The organism is Pampinifervens navoyensis (genome assembly GCF_046159715.1).
Lineage (GTDB): Bacteria > Aquificota > Aquificia > Aquificales > Aquificaceae > Pampinifervens.
Window position 1 is genome coordinate 76,766 of the sequence record NZ_JBJXCT010000008.1, and the last position, 15,265, is coordinate 92,030.

Annotated in this window: 17 protein-coding genes and 1 pseudogene; all 18 read right to left on the reverse strand. The window is 46.7% G+C overall.

The window, feature by feature from the left end; translation table 11 throughout:
• Nucleotides 1-267: pseudogene (locus ACKRDP_RS07220) on the reverse strand (methyl-accepting chemotaxis protein); the annotation flags it as partial.
• Nucleotides 268-1,073: 806 nt separating this feature from the next.
• Entirely contained in the window at nucleotides 1,074-1,583 is a 510-nt protein-coding gene (locus ACKRDP_RS07225) for a PAS domain-containing protein (protein WP_409154084.1), read from the reverse strand.
• Nucleotides 1,584-1,587: 4 nt separating this feature from the next.
• The gene (locus ACKRDP_RS07235; protein WP_489685581.1) at nucleotides 1,588-3,024 is read right to left on the reverse strand and encodes a methyl-accepting chemotaxis protein; all 1,437 of its coding nucleotides are present in this window, start codon (nucleotides 3,022-3,024) and stop codon (nucleotides 1,588-1,590) included.
• A gap of 9 nt (nucleotides 3,025-3,033) precedes the next feature.
• Nucleotides 3,034-4,962 (reverse strand): chemotaxis protein CheA, encoded by a 1,929-nt coding sequence (locus tag ACKRDP_RS07240; RefSeq protein WP_409154085.1) that lies wholly within the window; start codon nucleotides 4,960-4,962, stop codon nucleotides 3,034-3,036.
• Nucleotides 4,959-5,909: a chemotaxis protein gene (locus ACKRDP_RS07245; RefSeq protein ID WP_409154086.1), complete on the reverse strand. Its 951-nt coding sequence runs from the start codon at nucleotides 5,907-5,909 to the stop codon at nucleotides 4,959-4,961. Before ACKRDP_RS07245 ends, ACKRDP_RS07240 begins: the two co-directional genes overlap by 4 nt.
• A gap of 2 nt (nucleotides 5,910-5,911) precedes the next feature.
• Nucleotides 5,912-6,187, reverse strand: a complete 276-nt coding sequence (locus ACKRDP_RS07250; RefSeq protein WP_409154087.1) for a methyl-accepting chemotaxis protein — start codon at nucleotides 6,185-6,187, stop codon at nucleotides 5,912-5,914.
• Nucleotides 6,123-7,034 (reverse strand): methyl-accepting chemotaxis protein, encoded by a 912-nt coding sequence (locus ACKRDP_RS07255; RefSeq protein ID WP_409154088.1) that lies wholly within the window; start codon nucleotides 7,032-7,034, stop codon nucleotides 6,123-6,125. The genes ACKRDP_RS07250 and ACKRDP_RS07255 overlap by 65 nt, the downstream gene beginning before the upstream one ends.
• 3 nt (nucleotides 7,035-7,037) lie before the next feature.
• The gene (locus ACKRDP_RS07260) at nucleotides 7,038-7,427 is read right to left on the reverse strand and encodes a chemotaxis response regulator CheY (protein WP_409154089.1); all 390 of its coding nucleotides are present in this window, start codon (nucleotides 7,425-7,427) and stop codon (nucleotides 7,038-7,040) included.
• 10 nt (nucleotides 7,428-7,437) lie between these two features.
• On the reverse strand, nucleotides 7,438-7,992 hold the full coding sequence (locus ACKRDP_RS07265) for a protein phosphatase CheZ (RefSeq protein ID WP_409154090.1): 555 nt from the start codon (nucleotides 7,990-7,992) through the stop codon (nucleotides 7,438-7,440).
• Between the two features lie 23 nt (nucleotides 7,993-8,015).
• Complete coding sequence (gene fliN, locus ACKRDP_RS07270; protein WP_409154091.1) at nucleotides 8,016-8,393, reverse strand: flagellar motor switch protein FliN; 378 nt, start codon at nucleotides 8,391-8,393, stop codon at nucleotides 8,016-8,018.
• Between the two features lies 1 nt (nucleotide 8,394).
• Complete coding sequence (locus ACKRDP_RS07275) at nucleotides 8,395-9,354, reverse strand: flagellar motor switch protein FliM (RefSeq protein WP_409154092.1); 960 nt, start codon at nucleotides 9,352-9,354, stop codon at nucleotides 8,395-8,397.
• Nucleotides 9,355-9,356: 2 nt separating this feature from the next.
• A complete protein-coding gene (fliF, locus tag ACKRDP_RS07280) occupies nucleotides 9,357-10,862 on the reverse strand; it encodes a flagellar basal-body MS-ring/collar protein FliF (RefSeq protein WP_409154093.1) in 1,506 nt (501 codons plus the stop codon).
• A gap of 3 nt (nucleotides 10,863-10,865) precedes the next feature.
• Nucleotides 10,866-11,147, reverse strand: a complete 282-nt coding sequence (gene fliE, locus ACKRDP_RS07285; RefSeq protein ID WP_409154094.1) for a flagellar hook-basal body complex protein FliE — start codon at nucleotides 11,145-11,147, stop codon at nucleotides 10,866-10,868.
• Entirely contained in the window at nucleotides 11,138-11,551 is a 414-nt protein-coding gene (gene flgC, locus ACKRDP_RS07290; RefSeq protein ID WP_409154095.1) for a flagellar basal body rod protein FlgC, read from the reverse strand. The genes fliE and flgC overlap by 10 nt, the downstream gene beginning before the upstream one ends.
• Complete coding sequence (gene flgB, locus ACKRDP_RS07295; protein WP_409154096.1) at nucleotides 11,548-11,919, reverse strand: flagellar basal body rod protein FlgB; 372 nt, start codon at nucleotides 11,917-11,919, stop codon at nucleotides 11,548-11,550. Before flgB ends, flgC begins: the two co-directional genes overlap by 4 nt.
• Before the next feature lie 5 nt (nucleotides 11,920-11,924).
• Nucleotides 11,925-13,724 (reverse strand): hypothetical protein, encoded by a 1,800-nt coding sequence (locus tag ACKRDP_RS07300; protein ID WP_409154097.1) that lies wholly within the window; start codon nucleotides 13,722-13,724, stop codon nucleotides 11,925-11,927.
• Nucleotides 13,675-14,802 carry a tRNA guanosine(34) transglycosylase Tgt gene (gene tgt, locus ACKRDP_RS07305; RefSeq protein WP_409154098.1) on the reverse strand — a complete coding sequence of 376 codons (1,128 nt, stop codon included), beginning with the start codon at nucleotides 14,800-14,802 and terminating at the stop codon, nucleotides 13,675-13,677. Before tgt ends, ACKRDP_RS07300 begins: the two co-directional genes overlap by 50 nt.
• 3 nt (nucleotides 14,803-14,805) lie before the next feature.
• Entirely contained in the window at nucleotides 14,806-15,183 is a 378-nt protein-coding gene (locus tag ACKRDP_RS07310) for a hypothetical protein (RefSeq protein ID WP_409154099.1), read from the reverse strand.
• Nucleotides 15,184-15,265 lie beyond the last annotated feature (82 nt).

Sequence of the window (15,265 nt, forward strand, 5' to 3'; positions counted from 1 at the left end):
TCTTGTGAGGATTTTTATGGAGTTTACTGCGTGGTCTACCTGCCTACTCACACTTTCTGCCCTTTCCATGGTGTTTTCTGCCTCTTGCCTGAGAGAGTTGAGCGTTTCCTGTATCTGAAAAGTCGCTTTCTGTGTTCTTTCTGCAAGCTTGCGGACTTCGTCCGCTACAACCGCAAAGCCTCTACCTGCTTCCCCTGCCCTCGCCGCCTCTATTGAGGCATTGAGTGCCAGAAGATTTGTTTGCTCTGCTATATCTCTTATCAGGCTGATGACATTCCCTACCCTCATAGTCTTTTCTACAAGAGAGTTTACCACCTCCATGGTATCCTCCGAGAGGCTTTTGAGCCCTTCTACTTCCTTAACCGTTGAACCAATTGAAGATTTCGTATCTTCTAAAGAGCTAAGAACCTTTCCCATTTCTTGCCTGAGGGTGTCTATTTCCTCAGAGGCTCTACGAAAGTCGTTTCTAAGGATTTCAAGGTTGTAGCTTATGCCGTTTCCGAGTTTACTGAATTCTTCCACCATGTGGAACAATCTTGCATAAAGCCAGCTCTTTTCCATACCTTCCAGAGCCTTTTGTATCCTTTTCGCAGTTGTTCGGAAAACACCCGGAAAGCCCGTATGAACCACCTTTCTGAAAAACTTGCCCTGCTGGGCGTATTCCACCGCATAGACTATTTCTCTAAGAAAGGCTTCAACTATGTCCAAAAGGTAGTTGAGCTCTCTGACTGTCTCTCTCAGTTTCCCCTGCACGCCTGGCATATGTATCCTATCTTCAAGGTATCCCCTTACTGCCTGATGCAAAACTCTGCAAGCCTCCTTGAAAAACTGCTCTGCCTGAGCTTTTTCTTCTCTGAGCCTTTGATTTTCCTCCTCCAGCTCCCTTTCTCTCCTGAGCTTTTGAGATAATATCTCTTCATCTTCAAAACATTTATCTTCAAGACTTCTCAGACGCCCTGCCAATGCTCTGAGCTCCTCCTCAATACCAAGACCAAGGTCGGGAAGTTCTGACTCCCTTCCCTCAAGCAGGTCCCTCAAATAACTTCTTACTTTCTGAAGTTCCTTTTTCATGGCTAATCCCTCCACAGGGTCCATACCCACTCTTCGTAGGCTTTGTTGCCAAGCATCTCTTCAAGGAGTTTCTGACTTGATTGCATACCACCTGCCTTTTCTGCCTCAAGAAACCTCCTGTAAATCTCTTCTACTTTCCTTATTGCATCTCTGTTTGCCCTCCTTTTGTCACTCTGATAGCCTATTATCTGAGTTCCGCTTTCGTCCCAACTTGGGGTAACATGAGCAAAGACCCAGTAGTAAGAACCGTCCTTTGCCATGTTCTTAACATAACCCCAGAACTCCTTGCCCTGCTTAATGGTGTCCCACATGAGCTTAAAGACTATTCTGGGCATATCTGGATGCCTTATCACATTGTGAGGCTTACCTACAAGCTCCTCTTCGGTATAGCCTGCCACTTCGCAGAAGACTTCGTTGGCGTAGGTTATGACGCCCCTGGGGTCCGTCTTGGACACCAGAAACCTGTCCTCTGGCACCTCTCTCTCCCTGTTTACTGGCGTTGGCCTCTCCATGTTTCTACCTCCCTTCAAGGTTTTTTATCAGATTATCAAACTCGTTGAACATCTTAGAGAGGTTTTCTTCAACCCTGTTAAACTCCTCAAGTATTTCGTCCCTTCTTCTTATAAGCTCTTCAGCTGGATCTTCTTCCTTTAGAACCTCAAGGGCTTTCTCAATGTGCCTGTGGAAGCTATCATGGTAGCCCTCAACCCTTCTGTATTCTTCATGGTCTCCAAACCTTTCCATGCCTTGCCCATAATACCACTGGGCGAAGGTGCAGCTCCTACTGTCTCTGTAAAAGCCAGTATCCACAAGGTTGTATATGCAGAAATAGGCGCTATGCTTAAAGATTATGAGGTCAAGCTTGTTTGCGGTTATGTTGAGAACATCTTCTATCAGGCTTGCATGTCTTGAAGTGCCTTCGGCGCTCCTGCTGAAGGTCTCTATAACATTTTTTAATGACTCCACCTCTTTTGATGACTCCTTTACGCTACTCACCACCTCTCTGGACTTTTCAAGGGTTGTCTGAACCTCTTCCTGTATGCTGGTGAGTATGTTTGCAACTTCTTCTGTCGCCTTCTGTGTTCTCTCCGCAAGCCTGCGCACCTCATCCGCCACGACGGCAAAGCCTCTACCCTGCTCTCCAGCCCTTGCTGCTTCTATTGCAGCGTTTAGTGCAAGGAGGTTTGTCTGCTCCGCCACCTCCCTTATGAGCTCTATTATACCCACCACATTTTTTGCCCTTTCCGCAAGCCCTGTGATGCTTCTGCTCTCCTCTTCAACGCTCTTTACCACGCTCACAAAACCCCTTGAAACCTCTTCAAGAAGCTGGACCCCCTTCTTGGATAAATCTGAGGTTTTCTGGCTTTCCACACTTATGTTCTTTGCCTTCTCCACGCTTCTGAGGAGGTCGTGGTATATAACCTCAAGGCTTGAGGCAATACCGCCTCCCAGCTGGCCAAGCTGTGCGTTTAGTTCTATTCTCTTTTTCAGCTCTGCATCCTCTCTCATATCATGCAGGGGCTTTTTGAGAGCCTGAGCGGTCTGCTTAAACACCCCAGGAAAACCAGTATCCACCACAGGCCTAAAAAACTTACCCTGAGCTGCATACTCTATGGGGAACCTTATCTCCCTGAGGAAAGTCTCCACCACATCAAGAAAGTAGTTGAGGTTCTTCGCCATCCTTTTAAGCTCTCCCTCATCCTTCAGGAGAACAACTCTGTCATCCAGCTTACCCCTGGACGCTTCCTCAAGAAGAAGGGCTATACGGTGTATGGTGCTTTTTGCATGCCCTACGTTTACAAAGATTATCCATGCCAGGATGAAGTTGGCAATATTTAAAACTCTTATGGTCTCAAAGCCGTACTTGTAAAACTCCACACCGAGAGCCACAGCAAAGAGAAGTATGGAAGCTATGTTGGCATACTGAACCTTGTCAAGACTGCTCCACTTCATGAAAACCTCCTAAAATACTCCTACTGTTCTTCTTATCAAACCCACAGGGTCAAGGATAAGAACTATGCTTCCATCCCCTGTTATGGTGGCGCCTGATATACCTTCTATGTCTCCAAAGAGCTTCCCCAAAGGCTTTATGACCACCTCTTCGTCACCGAGAAGGTCCTCCACTGCAAGGGCAACCCTTCTATTGCCTATAAGGCAAACTACTATGTAGCCTATCTTGTTCATTGGTATGCCGAGTATTTCACCGAGACTGAAAAGGGGGATGGTGCTCTCCCTTAGTATGAGCACATCTTCTCCAGACACCTGAGAAATTATCGCATCATCACCGCTGACTATTTCAAGCACAGAGTATATTGGTATGGAGAAGAGCCTTCCGCCGATGCTGACTAGAAGGGACTTTATTATTCCAACGGTGAGGGGGAAGCTCATTACCACCCTTGTCCCCTTACCCCTCTCGCTCCAGACGTCCACTGTTCCCCTGAAGTTTATAACAGTGTTCATAACCACATCCATACCAACGCCCCTGCCTGAGACTTCGGATACCTTATCCGCCGTAGAGAAGCCAGGGCTGAATACGAGAGAGAGGAGCTCCTTCTCCGTCATCTTGTCTGCTCTTTCGGGCGTTATTATTCCCTTCTCTATGGCCTTTCTCTTTACCTTCTGCACATCTATACCTCTTCCATCGTCCTCAATGGATATAAAGACCCTGTCCCCTTGATAGTATGCCTTGAGCTTTAATTTACCCGTTCTGGGCTTCCCAAGCCTTTCCCTTTCTTCCACAGGCTCAATGCCGTGGTCAATGCTGTTTCTAAGGAGGTGTATGAGTGGCTCTTCAAGTTTTTCTATAAGAGATTTGTCCATTTCCGTGTCCTCACCCTCCACTATCAGCTGGACTTCTTTCCCGAGAAGTCTTGATAGGTCTCTGACCACTCTGGGAAACTTCTGGAAAAGCTTTTTCACGGGCTGCATTCTTGTCTTCATTACCGCAAGCTGAAGGTCACCCACTATCCTGTCAATAGAAGAAACCACAGTCTCCAGCTCTTCAACGGACCTTGACTGGTATTCCTCTGATAAAAACTGAATGGTTTTAAGAAGTCTGTTCCTTTCGAGCACCAGCTCCCCCACAAGATTCATGAGGTTTTCTATCTTCTGCACATCAATACGAAGAACACGTTCTACCTCTTCCTCTTTCTTACCTTCTCGCCTTTCCTGAGGCTTTTCCTCTTCTACTGCGCTCGTTTTTACAGAGCTCTGAGTTTCCTGAGTGGCTGACTCCACCGCCTTCTCCTCCAAAAGCCCTTCGCCAGCGTACAGCATCATAATCCTGTCTGCCTCCTCCTCTATTTCCTTTGCTATTTCCTCTGGCAGAGCCGGCTTTTTAAGGAGGCTGTCCAGGGCATCTATGAGCTCCTGAGGTCTTTTGTCTGGTGGCATAAGAACAATTTCCTCAAGTATATCTTCTATGGACCTCCCCTTAAGGTGAGAAAGCCCATATTTATCTAGGAGGTCTTCAAGGGAGTGTTTTTGTTCTGGTATCTTTTCTCTTTCACCCTGCAGTATTGACAAGAGCATGCTTATAAGTTCCTCATCTGTTCTGGCTTCCTCACCCTTTGAGTAAAGGGAAAGGGCTTCCCCTATAAAGTCAACAGCCTTAAGAATCGCATCACCTATGTCCCGGTTAAAGGCAAGTTCACCGCTTCTGAGTTTGCCAAGCACATCCTCCGCTCTGTGGGCTACCTCCACTATGGCTGACAGCCCAAGAAAGCCTGCACCCCCCTTTATGGTATGCATGCTTCTGAAGGCTGAGTTTATCAGCTCAGAGTTCCTGGGGTCTTTCTCAAGTTCCAGAATTATATGTTCAAGGCTGTCAAGATGCTCTCTGGCTTCTATCACAAACTCTTCAAATATCTCTCTCATTTCCTCGGGTATCATAGTTTTCCACCTCCTGCCCTCTCCACGAGCTCAAGCATCTCCTTTGCGTCAAACTTCACAAGGTATGCATCAGCTCCCACGCTCAGAGCCTTCTGTTTGTTGGCTTCGTCAGACAGGGTTGTGTTTACTATCACTGGCAGGTGCATGAGGCCTGGTGTTTCCTTTATTTTCCTCGCGAAAGTAAGACCATCCATGCGGGGCATCTCAATATCTGTAAACACAACCTGCACATAGTCCTTTATGTTTCTGTTCTCCGATTTTGCCCTTTCAAGAAGCTCGTTAAGCTTCTCCCAAGCTTCAAGACCGTCCTCGCAGGCTATGACAGTATGCCCTGCACTTTCCATAGTATCGCTTATTATCTTTCTTGCCACTGCAGAATCCTCAGCGAGGAGCACAGTGTAATGCTTTGTCTCTCTCTGGGCAATTTCCTTCGCCTCCATTTCTCCGAATACCTTGAGAAGACCCATGTCATGAAGTATGCCCTCAAAATCCAGTATGAGGAGCATTCCCTCTTCCGTGTCCACAATCCCGGTTATCCTGCCGCCCAGCTTGAGATTCAGAACTTCTGGAGGCTTTTTAATGTCCGCCCAGGATATACGCATTATCCTCTTGGCGTCGTGCACTACAACCCCAACCTTTTCCCTGAGGAATTCAAGATGCAGTAGATACTTTCTCCTCTCTGGAGGTTCAGGTATACCCATCCACCTTGCCAGACTCACCACGGGTATCAGCTCTCCTCTAACCTCCGCCATACCTTCCACAAACTCTGGCATGTTGGGGACCCTTGTTATCTCAGGAAGCCTGAGAACCTCTCTCACCTTTGCCACGTTCACGCCCAGTATCCACTGATAGAGCCCTTCTGGTCTGTCCTCATAAATTCTGAAGTTAACTATTTCAAGCTCGTTTGCCCCTGTCCTGAGTATCTCTGGCATTGCGTAGGTGTCCATTTTCACTCCTCCCTTTTCATACCTGACACCTCATTTTCTATATCTCTCAGCACCGCTTTCATTTCCCCCGCTATCTTGTTGGAAGTCTCCGCCAGTTTTCTGAATTCTGCAGCCACAACGGAAAAGCCCTTACCCATCTCCCCTACCCTTGCGGCTTCAATGACCGCATTGAGGGCAAGAAGGTTTGTCTGCTTTGCTATGCGAGTGAGATTGTCAGAAAGCTCTCTTATCTTCTCCAACTGCTCCAGAAGTCTCTCCAGGGCCTCCGACTTTTCCATGACACACCTCCTGGGTTATTTTTTCAAGTTCTTCTATGTATTCCTTCATGCTTTTCATAAGCCCCTCGTAAACTTCCTTTACAGCCTTGAGCCTGTCCTCTATTATCTCCAGTATGGTTCTTGTATCATCTGAAGTATCCTTGAGAGACTTTATGTCTTCAAGGCCAATCTCTATCTTTTCAGCTATGTTTCTTATACCATCTCTTATCTCTTTCAGATTCCTGCTTATGTCTTTTGCAGACTCCATGGACTTCTGTGCAAGCTTGCGAACCTCGTCTGCTACCACTGCAAAGCCCCTTCCCTGCTCACCAGCTCTTGCAGCTTCTATGGAAGCATTGAGGGCAAGGAGGTTTGTCTGCTCTGATATGCCTTCTATTATTCTTGTTATGTTTTCTATGTATTTTGATTTCTCTCTTAGCTCGTCGGTCAGTTGTTTCATGTTGTACATGTCCTGAGTTTCTTCTTCCAGCTTCTTAAACATGTATCCTATGAGCTCAAGCCCATTTATAAGTGTTCTGTAAACGTCCTCAAACTCCTTAAGAGTCTCTTCAAAGGTTTCCCTCATGTGTTGAGCCCTTTCAAGGATAGGATTAAGTGTCTCCGTAAGGTCTGGAAGGAACTCTTCTGCTTGCTTTCTTTCTTCTACCTTCCTGAATATGCTGACACCTTCAGAAATTTTTACCTCTTCACCCTCTGGTCCTTTTTCAAAAATTACCTCCCCATCCAGCTCCACCCTTACGCCTTCTGAAACATGGTTAAGGGCAAGTTCATAGAGGGCGGCTTTCCTTTTGAGTTTTTCCAGTTCATCCTTCAGCCTTTCCTCTTCCTTTTCTCTCTTCCAAAACATCTTCTAACCCTTTATGGCAGTCCAGACCTTCTCTATCTTTTCTTTAAGAGTCTCTGGTGTAAAGGGTTTTACCACATAGTTGTTTGCTCCAGCCTGAATGGCCGCAAGCACGTTCTCCTTCTTTGCCTCTGCTGTCACCATTATAACGGGTATTCCTTTGAGCTTTTCTTCTGCCCTAATCTGCTTTAAGGTCTCGAGGCCATCCATTTCTGGCATGTTCCAGTCAAGAAGCACAAAGTCGTAGTTACCCCCTCTCAGCTTTGCAAGGGCTTCCTTGCCGTTCTCTGCCTCCTCCACGCTTGTATAACCGAGCTGGTTGAGTATTGTCCTTATTATCTTCCTCATGGTGCTCATATCATCAACCACGAGAAACCTTGCCTCCTTCGGCGGCATGCTTTACCTCCTAAAGCCCGAGCTCTTCAAGAAGTCTATCCACATCCTCCTGATATATTCTATCACCCGTGAGCATTTCCGTAGCCTTGCCCACGATTTTTTCCTTCTGTTCGCTGGAAAGAGAGGAAGCCTCTATGGAAGAAAGCACGATTTTCAGTATGGTTTTTTTCATATCCTCCAGAGCCTCTATTACCTTTTTTATCTGTTGACTGGCAAGGTCCTGAAAAGACATGAGGGTTATGACCTGGAGTAGAAGCTCAGAGAGCTTTTTTGACCTCTCCCTTATGCTTTCAAGCCTTGACCTTATACCACTCACAGGGTTTAGGCTCAGAAGGAAGTCCACGTCTTCCTGAACCCTCTCTAGCTCCTTCATAAGCTCGTTTATTATGCTCATTATCTGATGAACGCTCTGTTCTGTAAACCTTATTACATCCTCCAGACTACCGCTTGCCATGGGAAGGGTGCTTGACGTCTCCTCAAGGGGCTTTACAACTTCATCCAGCTTTGCCTCAAGGCTCTTTACCTCCTCCAGCAACTCCCTGACAAGCTGTCTAACATCTTCCATAGCCATTTCTCTTCCCCCTCGTATTATACAACTTTCTTTATCCTCTCTTCCCTTGCTATTATGTCAATTATCCTGACTCCGAACCTGTCTTCCACTATGACTATTTCCCCCTTTGCTATCAGCTTTCCGTTTACCTTTATGTCTACTGGGGTCTCCACGTTCTGCTCAAGCTCCACCACGGAGCCTGGTGTAAGGTGAAGGAGCTCACCCAGTGTCAGAGTTGCCGAACCAACGATCACCTCAACCTGAAGAGGTATGTCCAGAAACTTTCTTAGCCTGTCGGACACCTCAACTTCTGTTTCTTCTTTCTGCTCCTGTTGATAGCCCTTTGATGCCTCTTCCTGCTCTTTCAGAGCCTCCGCCCACATGTCTGCCAGGTTCTCCTGTTTCTCATCTTCCATGTCAGTCCTCCTTTTCAAGATGTCCGTATATCTTTATTGCCTTTTTGCTGCCGAGCTGACCAAGAAAAGCCAGAAGCTTGGGCTTGCCCTGGACTCTCACCTCAAGAGCCTCCCTGAGAGGTTTGTCAAGGGTTATCAGGTCACCTTCCTTCAGTTCCAGCACTTCCCTGAAGCTAAGGTTTACCCTTCCAAGGACCACTTCAATGCTTAATGGGACTCTCTGAAAGCTTTTGAAAATGGTTCCCTCAAGCTCTCTGTTCTTTATATCTGCCGACCCCTTTAACATATCCCTGTAAGGTGCTATGGAACTTTCCGGTATTGCCAGCTGAATGTGTCCTTCGTTGCCCTCTATCACCACTGCCAGTTTCAGAAGTATGAACTTCTCCTTTGCACGATACATGGTCAGAAGAGCTGGATTTGTCTCTATGCCAACAGGGTTTATCTTCACATCCATAATCGTGCTCCACGCTATCTCCAGCTCCTGGTAGCATATGTTCAGAAGCCTCTGAATCAGTTTCGTCTCTATACGCGTAAAATCCCTTCCCTCTATCTTGTAAGGCTTTGCACTACCACCAAATACACTGCTCACCACAATGTATATTAGCTTGGGGTCTATTGCCAGAAGGCACGTTCCCCTTAAGGGTTCAATGTTAAAAAGACCTATGGCACAGGGCACTGGTAGTCTTGTGGTAAATTCTCCAAACCTGGTTGTGCTCAGGCTTTCTTTAAACAGGCTTGGGATGGTGACCACCAGGGATGCAAGACCCCTTCTCAGTCCATTTATCCATCTTTCAAGTATGAGCTCAAGACCAGGGATTCTCCCGGCTGATATGTGTTCAAAAAGGGAAAGGTCAAGGGGTCTTACCCTTTCCTCCTCTACCTCAACCTTTTTCTCCTCCTCCTTGCCAAGGGTTTTGAGAAGTAGGTTTATTTCCTCCTGACTGAGAAGCTCATCTGCCATATCTAACCTTTACTCCTTAACCATCCTTTGATTATCTTTGCCACCTTTTCTGGTTCTTCCCTAGCAGTTTTGACAATCGCTTCCACAGCTTCGACCTTTTCCGCCTTCATTCTTATCTCCTCAGCACCCTCTATAACTTCAAGGGCTGGCACTCCGGGCAGGGCAGGAACCGTGGTAACTTCCTTCTTCTTGAGGATTTTCCTCAAGATGAGCAGGGATACTATACTCATCACAATTACCAGAAGAGCAAGAAGTCCGAGCTTTATATACCCTTCGTAATCCGGTGCAGGTTTTTCAAAGGGTGGCTTCTGGAATGGTATTGCTTCAACGGTTATCACATCACCCCTCTGAGGGTCTATCCCCGCGGATGCAGACACTATTCTTTTAACCTTTTCAAGGTCAAGGTTTTTTATGTTTGAATCCACAAGAACTCCCACGCTGAGCCTTCTGACTTTTATAAGCGGGTCAACGCTGTAAACCTCCTTTTTACTCACCTCATAGTTGGTTATGGTCTCGCTCCTCTCTGTGAGCACCTGACCTGCCCCAGCTGCAGCACCGGTGCCTGGTGGTATGTTTGCCTGTGCACCTGGGACGCCTGCAACCCCTCCGGTGGTGGTTCTCTCCTTTTTCTTCTGCTGGCTGACAACAGCGGTCATGTCCGGGTCGTAAATTTCCTCTTTCTGTTCTCTTTTTGTAAAGTCAAGGTCTGCAGAGACTTTAACTTTTACAGAACCAAAGCCTAAAGCCTCTTCAAGAGCTCTCTGCACCTCCCTCTCAAGCCTCCTTTCAAACTCAGTCCTGAGCCTCAACTCTCTATCTCTTGCAAAGTCCTCCGCATCCTCCAGCATGGCTGTAAGGTCCCTGCCCTTATCATCCACCACCACCACGTTTTTGGGCTTTAACCTCGGAACGCTTGCAGAAACAAGGTTCCTTATTGCCTTTACCTGTTCTGGAGTAAGTTCATGACCCGGCTTTAGCTTTATAAAGACGCTTGCAGTTGGTTCTTCTTCCTCCCTTAGAAATATGGACTTCTGTGGCATGCCTATGCTTACCCTCACATCATCAATGCCCGCCATCCTCAGAATTGTCCTTGAGAGCTCACCCTCCACAGCCCTCTTGAAGTTTACCTGATTCTGAAAATCTGAGACTCCTATGCCCGTTTTGTCAAAGACCTCATACCCCACTATCCCCTTGCTGGGTATGCCCTTAGCCGCCAGCTTTAGCCTTATATCCCTTGCCTGCTTTTCTGGAACCAGTATGCTCCTTCCATCCTGTCCCACTTTATAACTCAGTCCCTCCTTATCAAGCTCAGCCATGACTGCAGACATGTCTTCCTGAGAGAGACCGGAATAGAGAACAGTATAGCTGGGCTTTGTGGCGAGGGTTGCTATGGCTATGAGAGCACCCAGAACGAGGACTGGCACAGCTATGAGGGTTATTTTCTGGGCGGTAGAGAGTGCTGTAAATCTGTCCTTCAGGTTGTTTAACGTTTCCCTTATGTCCGCCATATTTTAAACCTGCATTCTGTTTAGCTCCTGGAAGGCTTCAAGGAGCTTGTTCCTGACCTGAATAAGAAGGTTAAGGGCAGTTCTCGCCTTCTCAAACTCTATAACCATCTGATGGAGTGGAATCTCAGCACCCCTGAGGACTGCTTCCCTTATGCTGTCAGACTTCTGCTGCTCTTTATTGACCCACTGAACAAACCTGCCAAGCTCCTGCAGAAAATCCCCCCTTTCACCCCTCTGCGGGCTCAGTCTCTGCTTTAAAAGTCCATCTACAGCTCTTATCTCCATAGCTCAAGCGTCCTCTGTGCAATCTCTCTTGTAGTCCTGAAGGCGTTGAGGTTCGCCTCGTAGCTTCTCATGGCGGATATCATATCTGCCATCTCCTTAACAAGCTCCACATTGGGAAGCCTAACAAATCCCTCTGCGTCCGCTCTTGGGTTTGTGGGGTCAAAGACAACCCTGAAGGGCTCATCAGACTCCCTTATTTCCCTGATCCTCACAGGCACCCGCCCTTTTTGAATATCCTCTTCCCTTTCAACCGCTTCAAAGACAGGCTCTAACTTTCTAAAGGGTTCACCTGTGATTCTGTAGGATTCAAAGTTAGCCAGGTTGCTGGCAACGGTATTGAACCTTATTCTCTGAGCCTGCATTCCACTTGCGGACACATCAAAGGTTCTGAAAAGGTCCATCATTGTCTTCCCTCCCTTATCACATTGTTCAGCTTTTCAAGGCTTCCTGTAGCAAAACGCATGTAAACCTCATAGGCTATCCTGTTCTGGCTGAGCTTTGCCATTTCTTCCTCCACGCTTACATCGTTCAGGTCGTTACCCACAAGCCTTTTCCTGACTTCAAAGACTTTAAAATCTCCAGAAGCCGCGGGTTTTATATGGCGTGGTTGTGTGGTTTTCAGATTGCCGCCCTCTTCAAGGTTGAAAGCCACATCCTTTGTCCTGTAGTTGGGGGTGTCTGAGTTGGCTATGTTGCTGAGGATTACCTTGTGCCTTTTCCATGCATAGTTCAGAAAAGGTATCACCTTGTCCGCTCCCTTAAAAATATCCATCTTCTTCACCCCCAGAAAATAATTATAACCCTGCTTATAATATTATCTTTCCCCTCAGCCTTTTTTACAACCCAGTTTATTGTCTCCACATCCCCTGTCAACTCACCAGCTTTTGCAAGTCTGTAGGCAACAAGCCAGTAAAGGTCTCCCTCCTGAGCTTTCTCCAGATATCTCCGATAGTAAAGCTTTGCCCTTTCATACTGCCCTCTTGTGTAGTAAAAATCACCCAGCTCCAGAAGGGCAGGCTCTGAGTAGGGTGCAAGCCTCTCTGAAAGCTCCTGAGAAAGAAACTCCTCAAGAAGTTTTATGTCTTTCCTGTATATGCCCTTTATAAAGAGAGCTTCCATCCTGTCCTCACCTGTCAGCCTTCCAAGCGAGGACTCAACCATCTTCAGTCCCTCCTCTGACCCCTCAAGAAGTAAAATCTGACCCAGGAGAAAGCTTCTCAGTGGTTCCTCCAGCTTTGCAGGGATGTCTCTGAGCTTCAGGTCTCCCGTGTAAACCACAGCCCTTGCCAGTTTCTCGTATCCAAAGAGGAGAGCATAATTTTCAGGGTTTACGCCGTATAGCTCTATCAGAAAGTTTGCCTCCTTACCATAGGGATTTACCTCTGACATAAGGCTCTGCAGAGTGGACAACATGGGCTCTAACTTCACCCTAATGTCCTCAAAGACAATATCCCCAGGCAGTGTGAGCCTTTTCAACCTTAAAAGGTCTCTGTCCTCTAACTTTCCTTCCTTCAGAGAGTAGTAGTATATGCCAAGAAAGGCTGGAATCGAGTATACGCTGTTCAGATAAGTCCAGGCTATGTCCTTTAGAATCTTTCTGTAGTTCCTGAAATCTCTATCATACTTTTCAAGAAACTCTGGAAAAAGCCATAGCTGGGAGAGAAGAAGGCTTGTTTTTAGAGTCTTTGATTCTGTGAGGTTTTCAATCCTCTTCTTTGCATCCGCATAGTTTCTGTTTAAGAGGTATATGAGAGCAAGATAGTAATTGACAGAGTCAGAGTATTTCCTGTATATATCCTTTCTATCAAGCTGTTCAAAGTAAAAGATTGCACTTCTCCAGTTTTCCTTCATAAAACTGCTTACCGCATACCTGTATAGAAACTCAGGCTCCTCTTCCAGATACCTGTTGAGGTTGCGAGCTTCAGATAATTCCTTCAGTGCTTCTGAGTAGTTGCCTGCGTTAAAGGCATAGAAGCCCTTAACGAGGTGATAAAAGTATTTTTTTTCTACGAGTGCCTCTGGGTCTATCCTGTTAAGAAGCTGGCTATTTTGGCCACCAGAAAGGGAATCGGCGTAAAGAAACTTCAGCAGGTAGTCATCCCTGGCAGTATCTCTGTAGAGGCTCAAAAATACATCTTTTGCCCTGGGGTAAAAACCCATGAAAATATACGCATCGCCTATAAACTCACGCTGAAGGAAAAGGTAGGTGGGCTTCTTGTAGTAGTAAGGATACATGTTGAGATAAGCTATGGCGGAGAGAATTCCTTCCCTTCTGCCCTTTCTGTAGGAGAGTTTAGCATAAGATATGCCAATGTAAAGGTAAGAGAGCTCACCATAGTATCCCTGCCTGTCCATAAGAAAGGACCTGCTGAACTCCGCTATTGCATCCCCGTAATTACCCTGTTCGTATTCTATGTATCCTCTGTAAAAGTATGTCTGAGCCAATCTTATATTTTCCTTCTCCATTTCTGTAGAAAAGGAAAGCAGGAAAACCATCATAAGGACAAGAACTTTCTTTGCAAGAAAGTCAGGCCTGTAAGCTATAGGACCTGTGCCATGAACTTCTGAATTCCTCAAACCTGCCCTCCTTTATGGACCTTCTTACCTTCTCCATTAGCCTGTGATAGTAGCGGAGATTGTGTATGGTGTTGAGTATGTATGCTGATATTTCCTCTGCATTGAAAAGGTGTCTCAGGTATGCTCTGGTAAAGTTTCTGCAGGTGTAGCAGTCACACTCTGGGTCTGGGGGTGAAAAGTCCTTTTTATACCTCTCGTTGCGTATGTTTATCTTACCCGTTGAAGTAAAGAGCGTCCCAGTTCTCGCCATGCGTGTTGGCGCCACGCAGTCAAACATGTCCACACCCCTTGCAACCGCCTCCACTATATCCTCCGGCATACCAACTCCCATGAGATATCTGGGCTTTTCCCAAGGAAGGTGCTGGCATACTATCTCCGTCATCGCATACATGACTTCTTTGGGTTCACCCACAGAGAGCCCTCCTATGGCGTAACCCAAAAGGCCTCTTTCCACAGTTCTCAGGGCGGATTCCACCCTCAATTCCTCAAAGAAGGCTCCCTGAACTATTCCAAAGAGCACCTGGTCATCTCTCCTCTTGGCCCTTATACTCCTGTCAAGCCAGTTTATTGTCCTTTCAAGGGCAACCTTTGCATAGGCGTAGGTGGTGGGATGCTCCACACACTCATCAAGCGGCATCATTATGTCAGAGCCAAAGGCTTCCTGAATCTCTACAACCCTTTCAGGAGTAAAAAAATGAAGGTCACCCGCAATATGGTCTCTGAACTCCACGCCTTCGTCGCTCACTCTGACCCTTGACCTTCCATCACCCCTCCCTTTTGAAAGGGAAAAGACCTGAAAGCCCCCACTGTCAGTGAGAATGGGTCTGCCCCACCCTATAAAGGCATGAAGCCCCCCCGCCTCTTTTATAACCTCCACACCTGGTCTGAGATAGAGGTGGTATGTGTTACCCAGAATAATCTGAGTGCCTATATCCAGAAGGTCTTTGTGAAGTATCGCCTTTACAGTCCCCTGTGTGCCAACGGGCATGAAGACAGGCGTTTCTATTTTCCCGCGAGGAGTTATAAGCTCGCCAAGCCTTGCACTGCCATCAGATTTTATTATTCTGAAGGAAAACATGCCTTAGATTTTAACAAGCATCTTTACAAGCTCAAAGAACACCGGACTGTACAGGGCTATGGCTATTAGAAACAGGACGATGACTATCTTTATGTAGCTTTCAAGCCTCTTTATTTCGGACTTTATAGAGGATGTTTCTGCCCTCACTTCAGCAATCTGACCCTCAAGTCTTGCTATCTCTTCTCTGAGTTTGGCTATCTCTTCTCTGAGGTCAGCCTTTGTGACGAGCTCTTTTGTGAGTTCTTCTTTGAGCTCAATCTTTCTCTGAAGGCTGAGTTCTTTCAGGCTTTCATCAAGGGCTTTTATAAACTCAAGGGCTTCCTCTCTGCCGAGCTTTTCCTGGAGTTTCATCACCACTTCCGGTGGCAGCGTGCCGACCATAAGAATATTATAACGCAAGTTGCAAGTTATAGCATCCCTGCACTCCAGAGCCTATGGAGATTGTAAGAAATTACCGCCATGT

Bases quoted from the DNA above. Each gene is read 5' to 3' on its own strand.
- ACKRDP_RS07275 (WP_409154092.1), bottom strand. From the start codon at position 9,354: ATGGCAGATGAGCTTCTCAGTCAGGAGGAAATAAACCTACTTCTCAAA.
- ACKRDP_RS07240 (WP_409154085.1), bottom strand. From the start codon at position 4,962: ATGATACCCGAGGAAATGAGAGAGATATTTGAAGAGTTTGTGATAGAA.
- fliN (WP_409154091.1), bottom strand. From the start codon at position 8,393: ATGGAAGATGAGAAACAGGAGAACCTGGCAGACATGTGGGCGGAGGCT.
- fliE (WP_409154094.1), bottom strand. From the start codon at position 11,147: ATGGAGATAAGAGCTGTAGATGGACTTTTAAAGCAGAGACTGAGCCCG.
- ACKRDP_RS07255 (WP_409154088.1), bottom strand. From the start codon at position 7,034: ATGTTTTGGAAGAGAGAAAAGGAAGAGGAAAGGCTGAAGGATGAACTG.
- ACKRDP_RS07260 (WP_409154089.1), bottom strand. From the start codon at position 7,427: ATGCCGCCGAAGGAGGCAAGGTTTCTCGTGGTTGATGATATGAGCACC.
- flgC (WP_409154095.1), bottom strand. From the start codon at position 11,551: ATGATGGACCTTTTCAGAACCTTTGATGTGTCCGCAAGTGGAATGCAG.
- fliF (WP_409154093.1), bottom strand. From the start codon at position 10,862: ATGGCGGACATAAGGGAAACGTTAAACAACCTGAAGGACAGATTTACA.
- ACKRDP_RS07250 (WP_409154087.1), bottom strand. From the start codon at position 6,187: ATGGAAAAGTCGGAGGCCCTGGAGAGACTTCTGGAGCAGTTGGAGAAG.
- tgt (WP_409154098.1), bottom strand. From the start codon at position 14,802: ATGTTTTCCTTCAGAATAATAAAATCTGATGGCAGTGCAAGGCTTGGC.
- ACKRDP_RS07265 (WP_409154090.1), bottom strand. From the start codon at position 7,992: ATGGAAGATGTTAGACAGCTTGTCAGGGAGTTGCTGGAGGAGGTAAAG.
- ACKRDP_RS07225 (WP_409154084.1), bottom strand. From the start codon at position 1,583: ATGGAGAGGCCAACGCCAGTAAACAGGGAGAGAGAGGTGCCAGAGGAC.
- ACKRDP_RS07235 (WP_489685581.1), bottom strand. From the start codon at position 3,024: ATGAAGTGGAGCAGTCTTGACAAGGTTCAGTATGCCAACATAGCTTCC.
- ACKRDP_RS07245 (WP_409154086.1), bottom strand. From the start codon at position 5,909: ATGGACACCTACGCAATGCCAGAGATACTCAGGACAGGGGCAAACGAG.
- ACKRDP_RS07310 (WP_409154099.1), bottom strand. From the start codon at position 15,183: ATGGTCGGCACGCTGCCACCGGAAGTGGTGATGAAACTCCAGGAAAAG.
- flgB (WP_409154096.1), bottom strand. From the start codon at position 11,919: ATGGATATTTTTAAGGGAGCGGACAAGGTGATACCTTTTCTGAACTAT.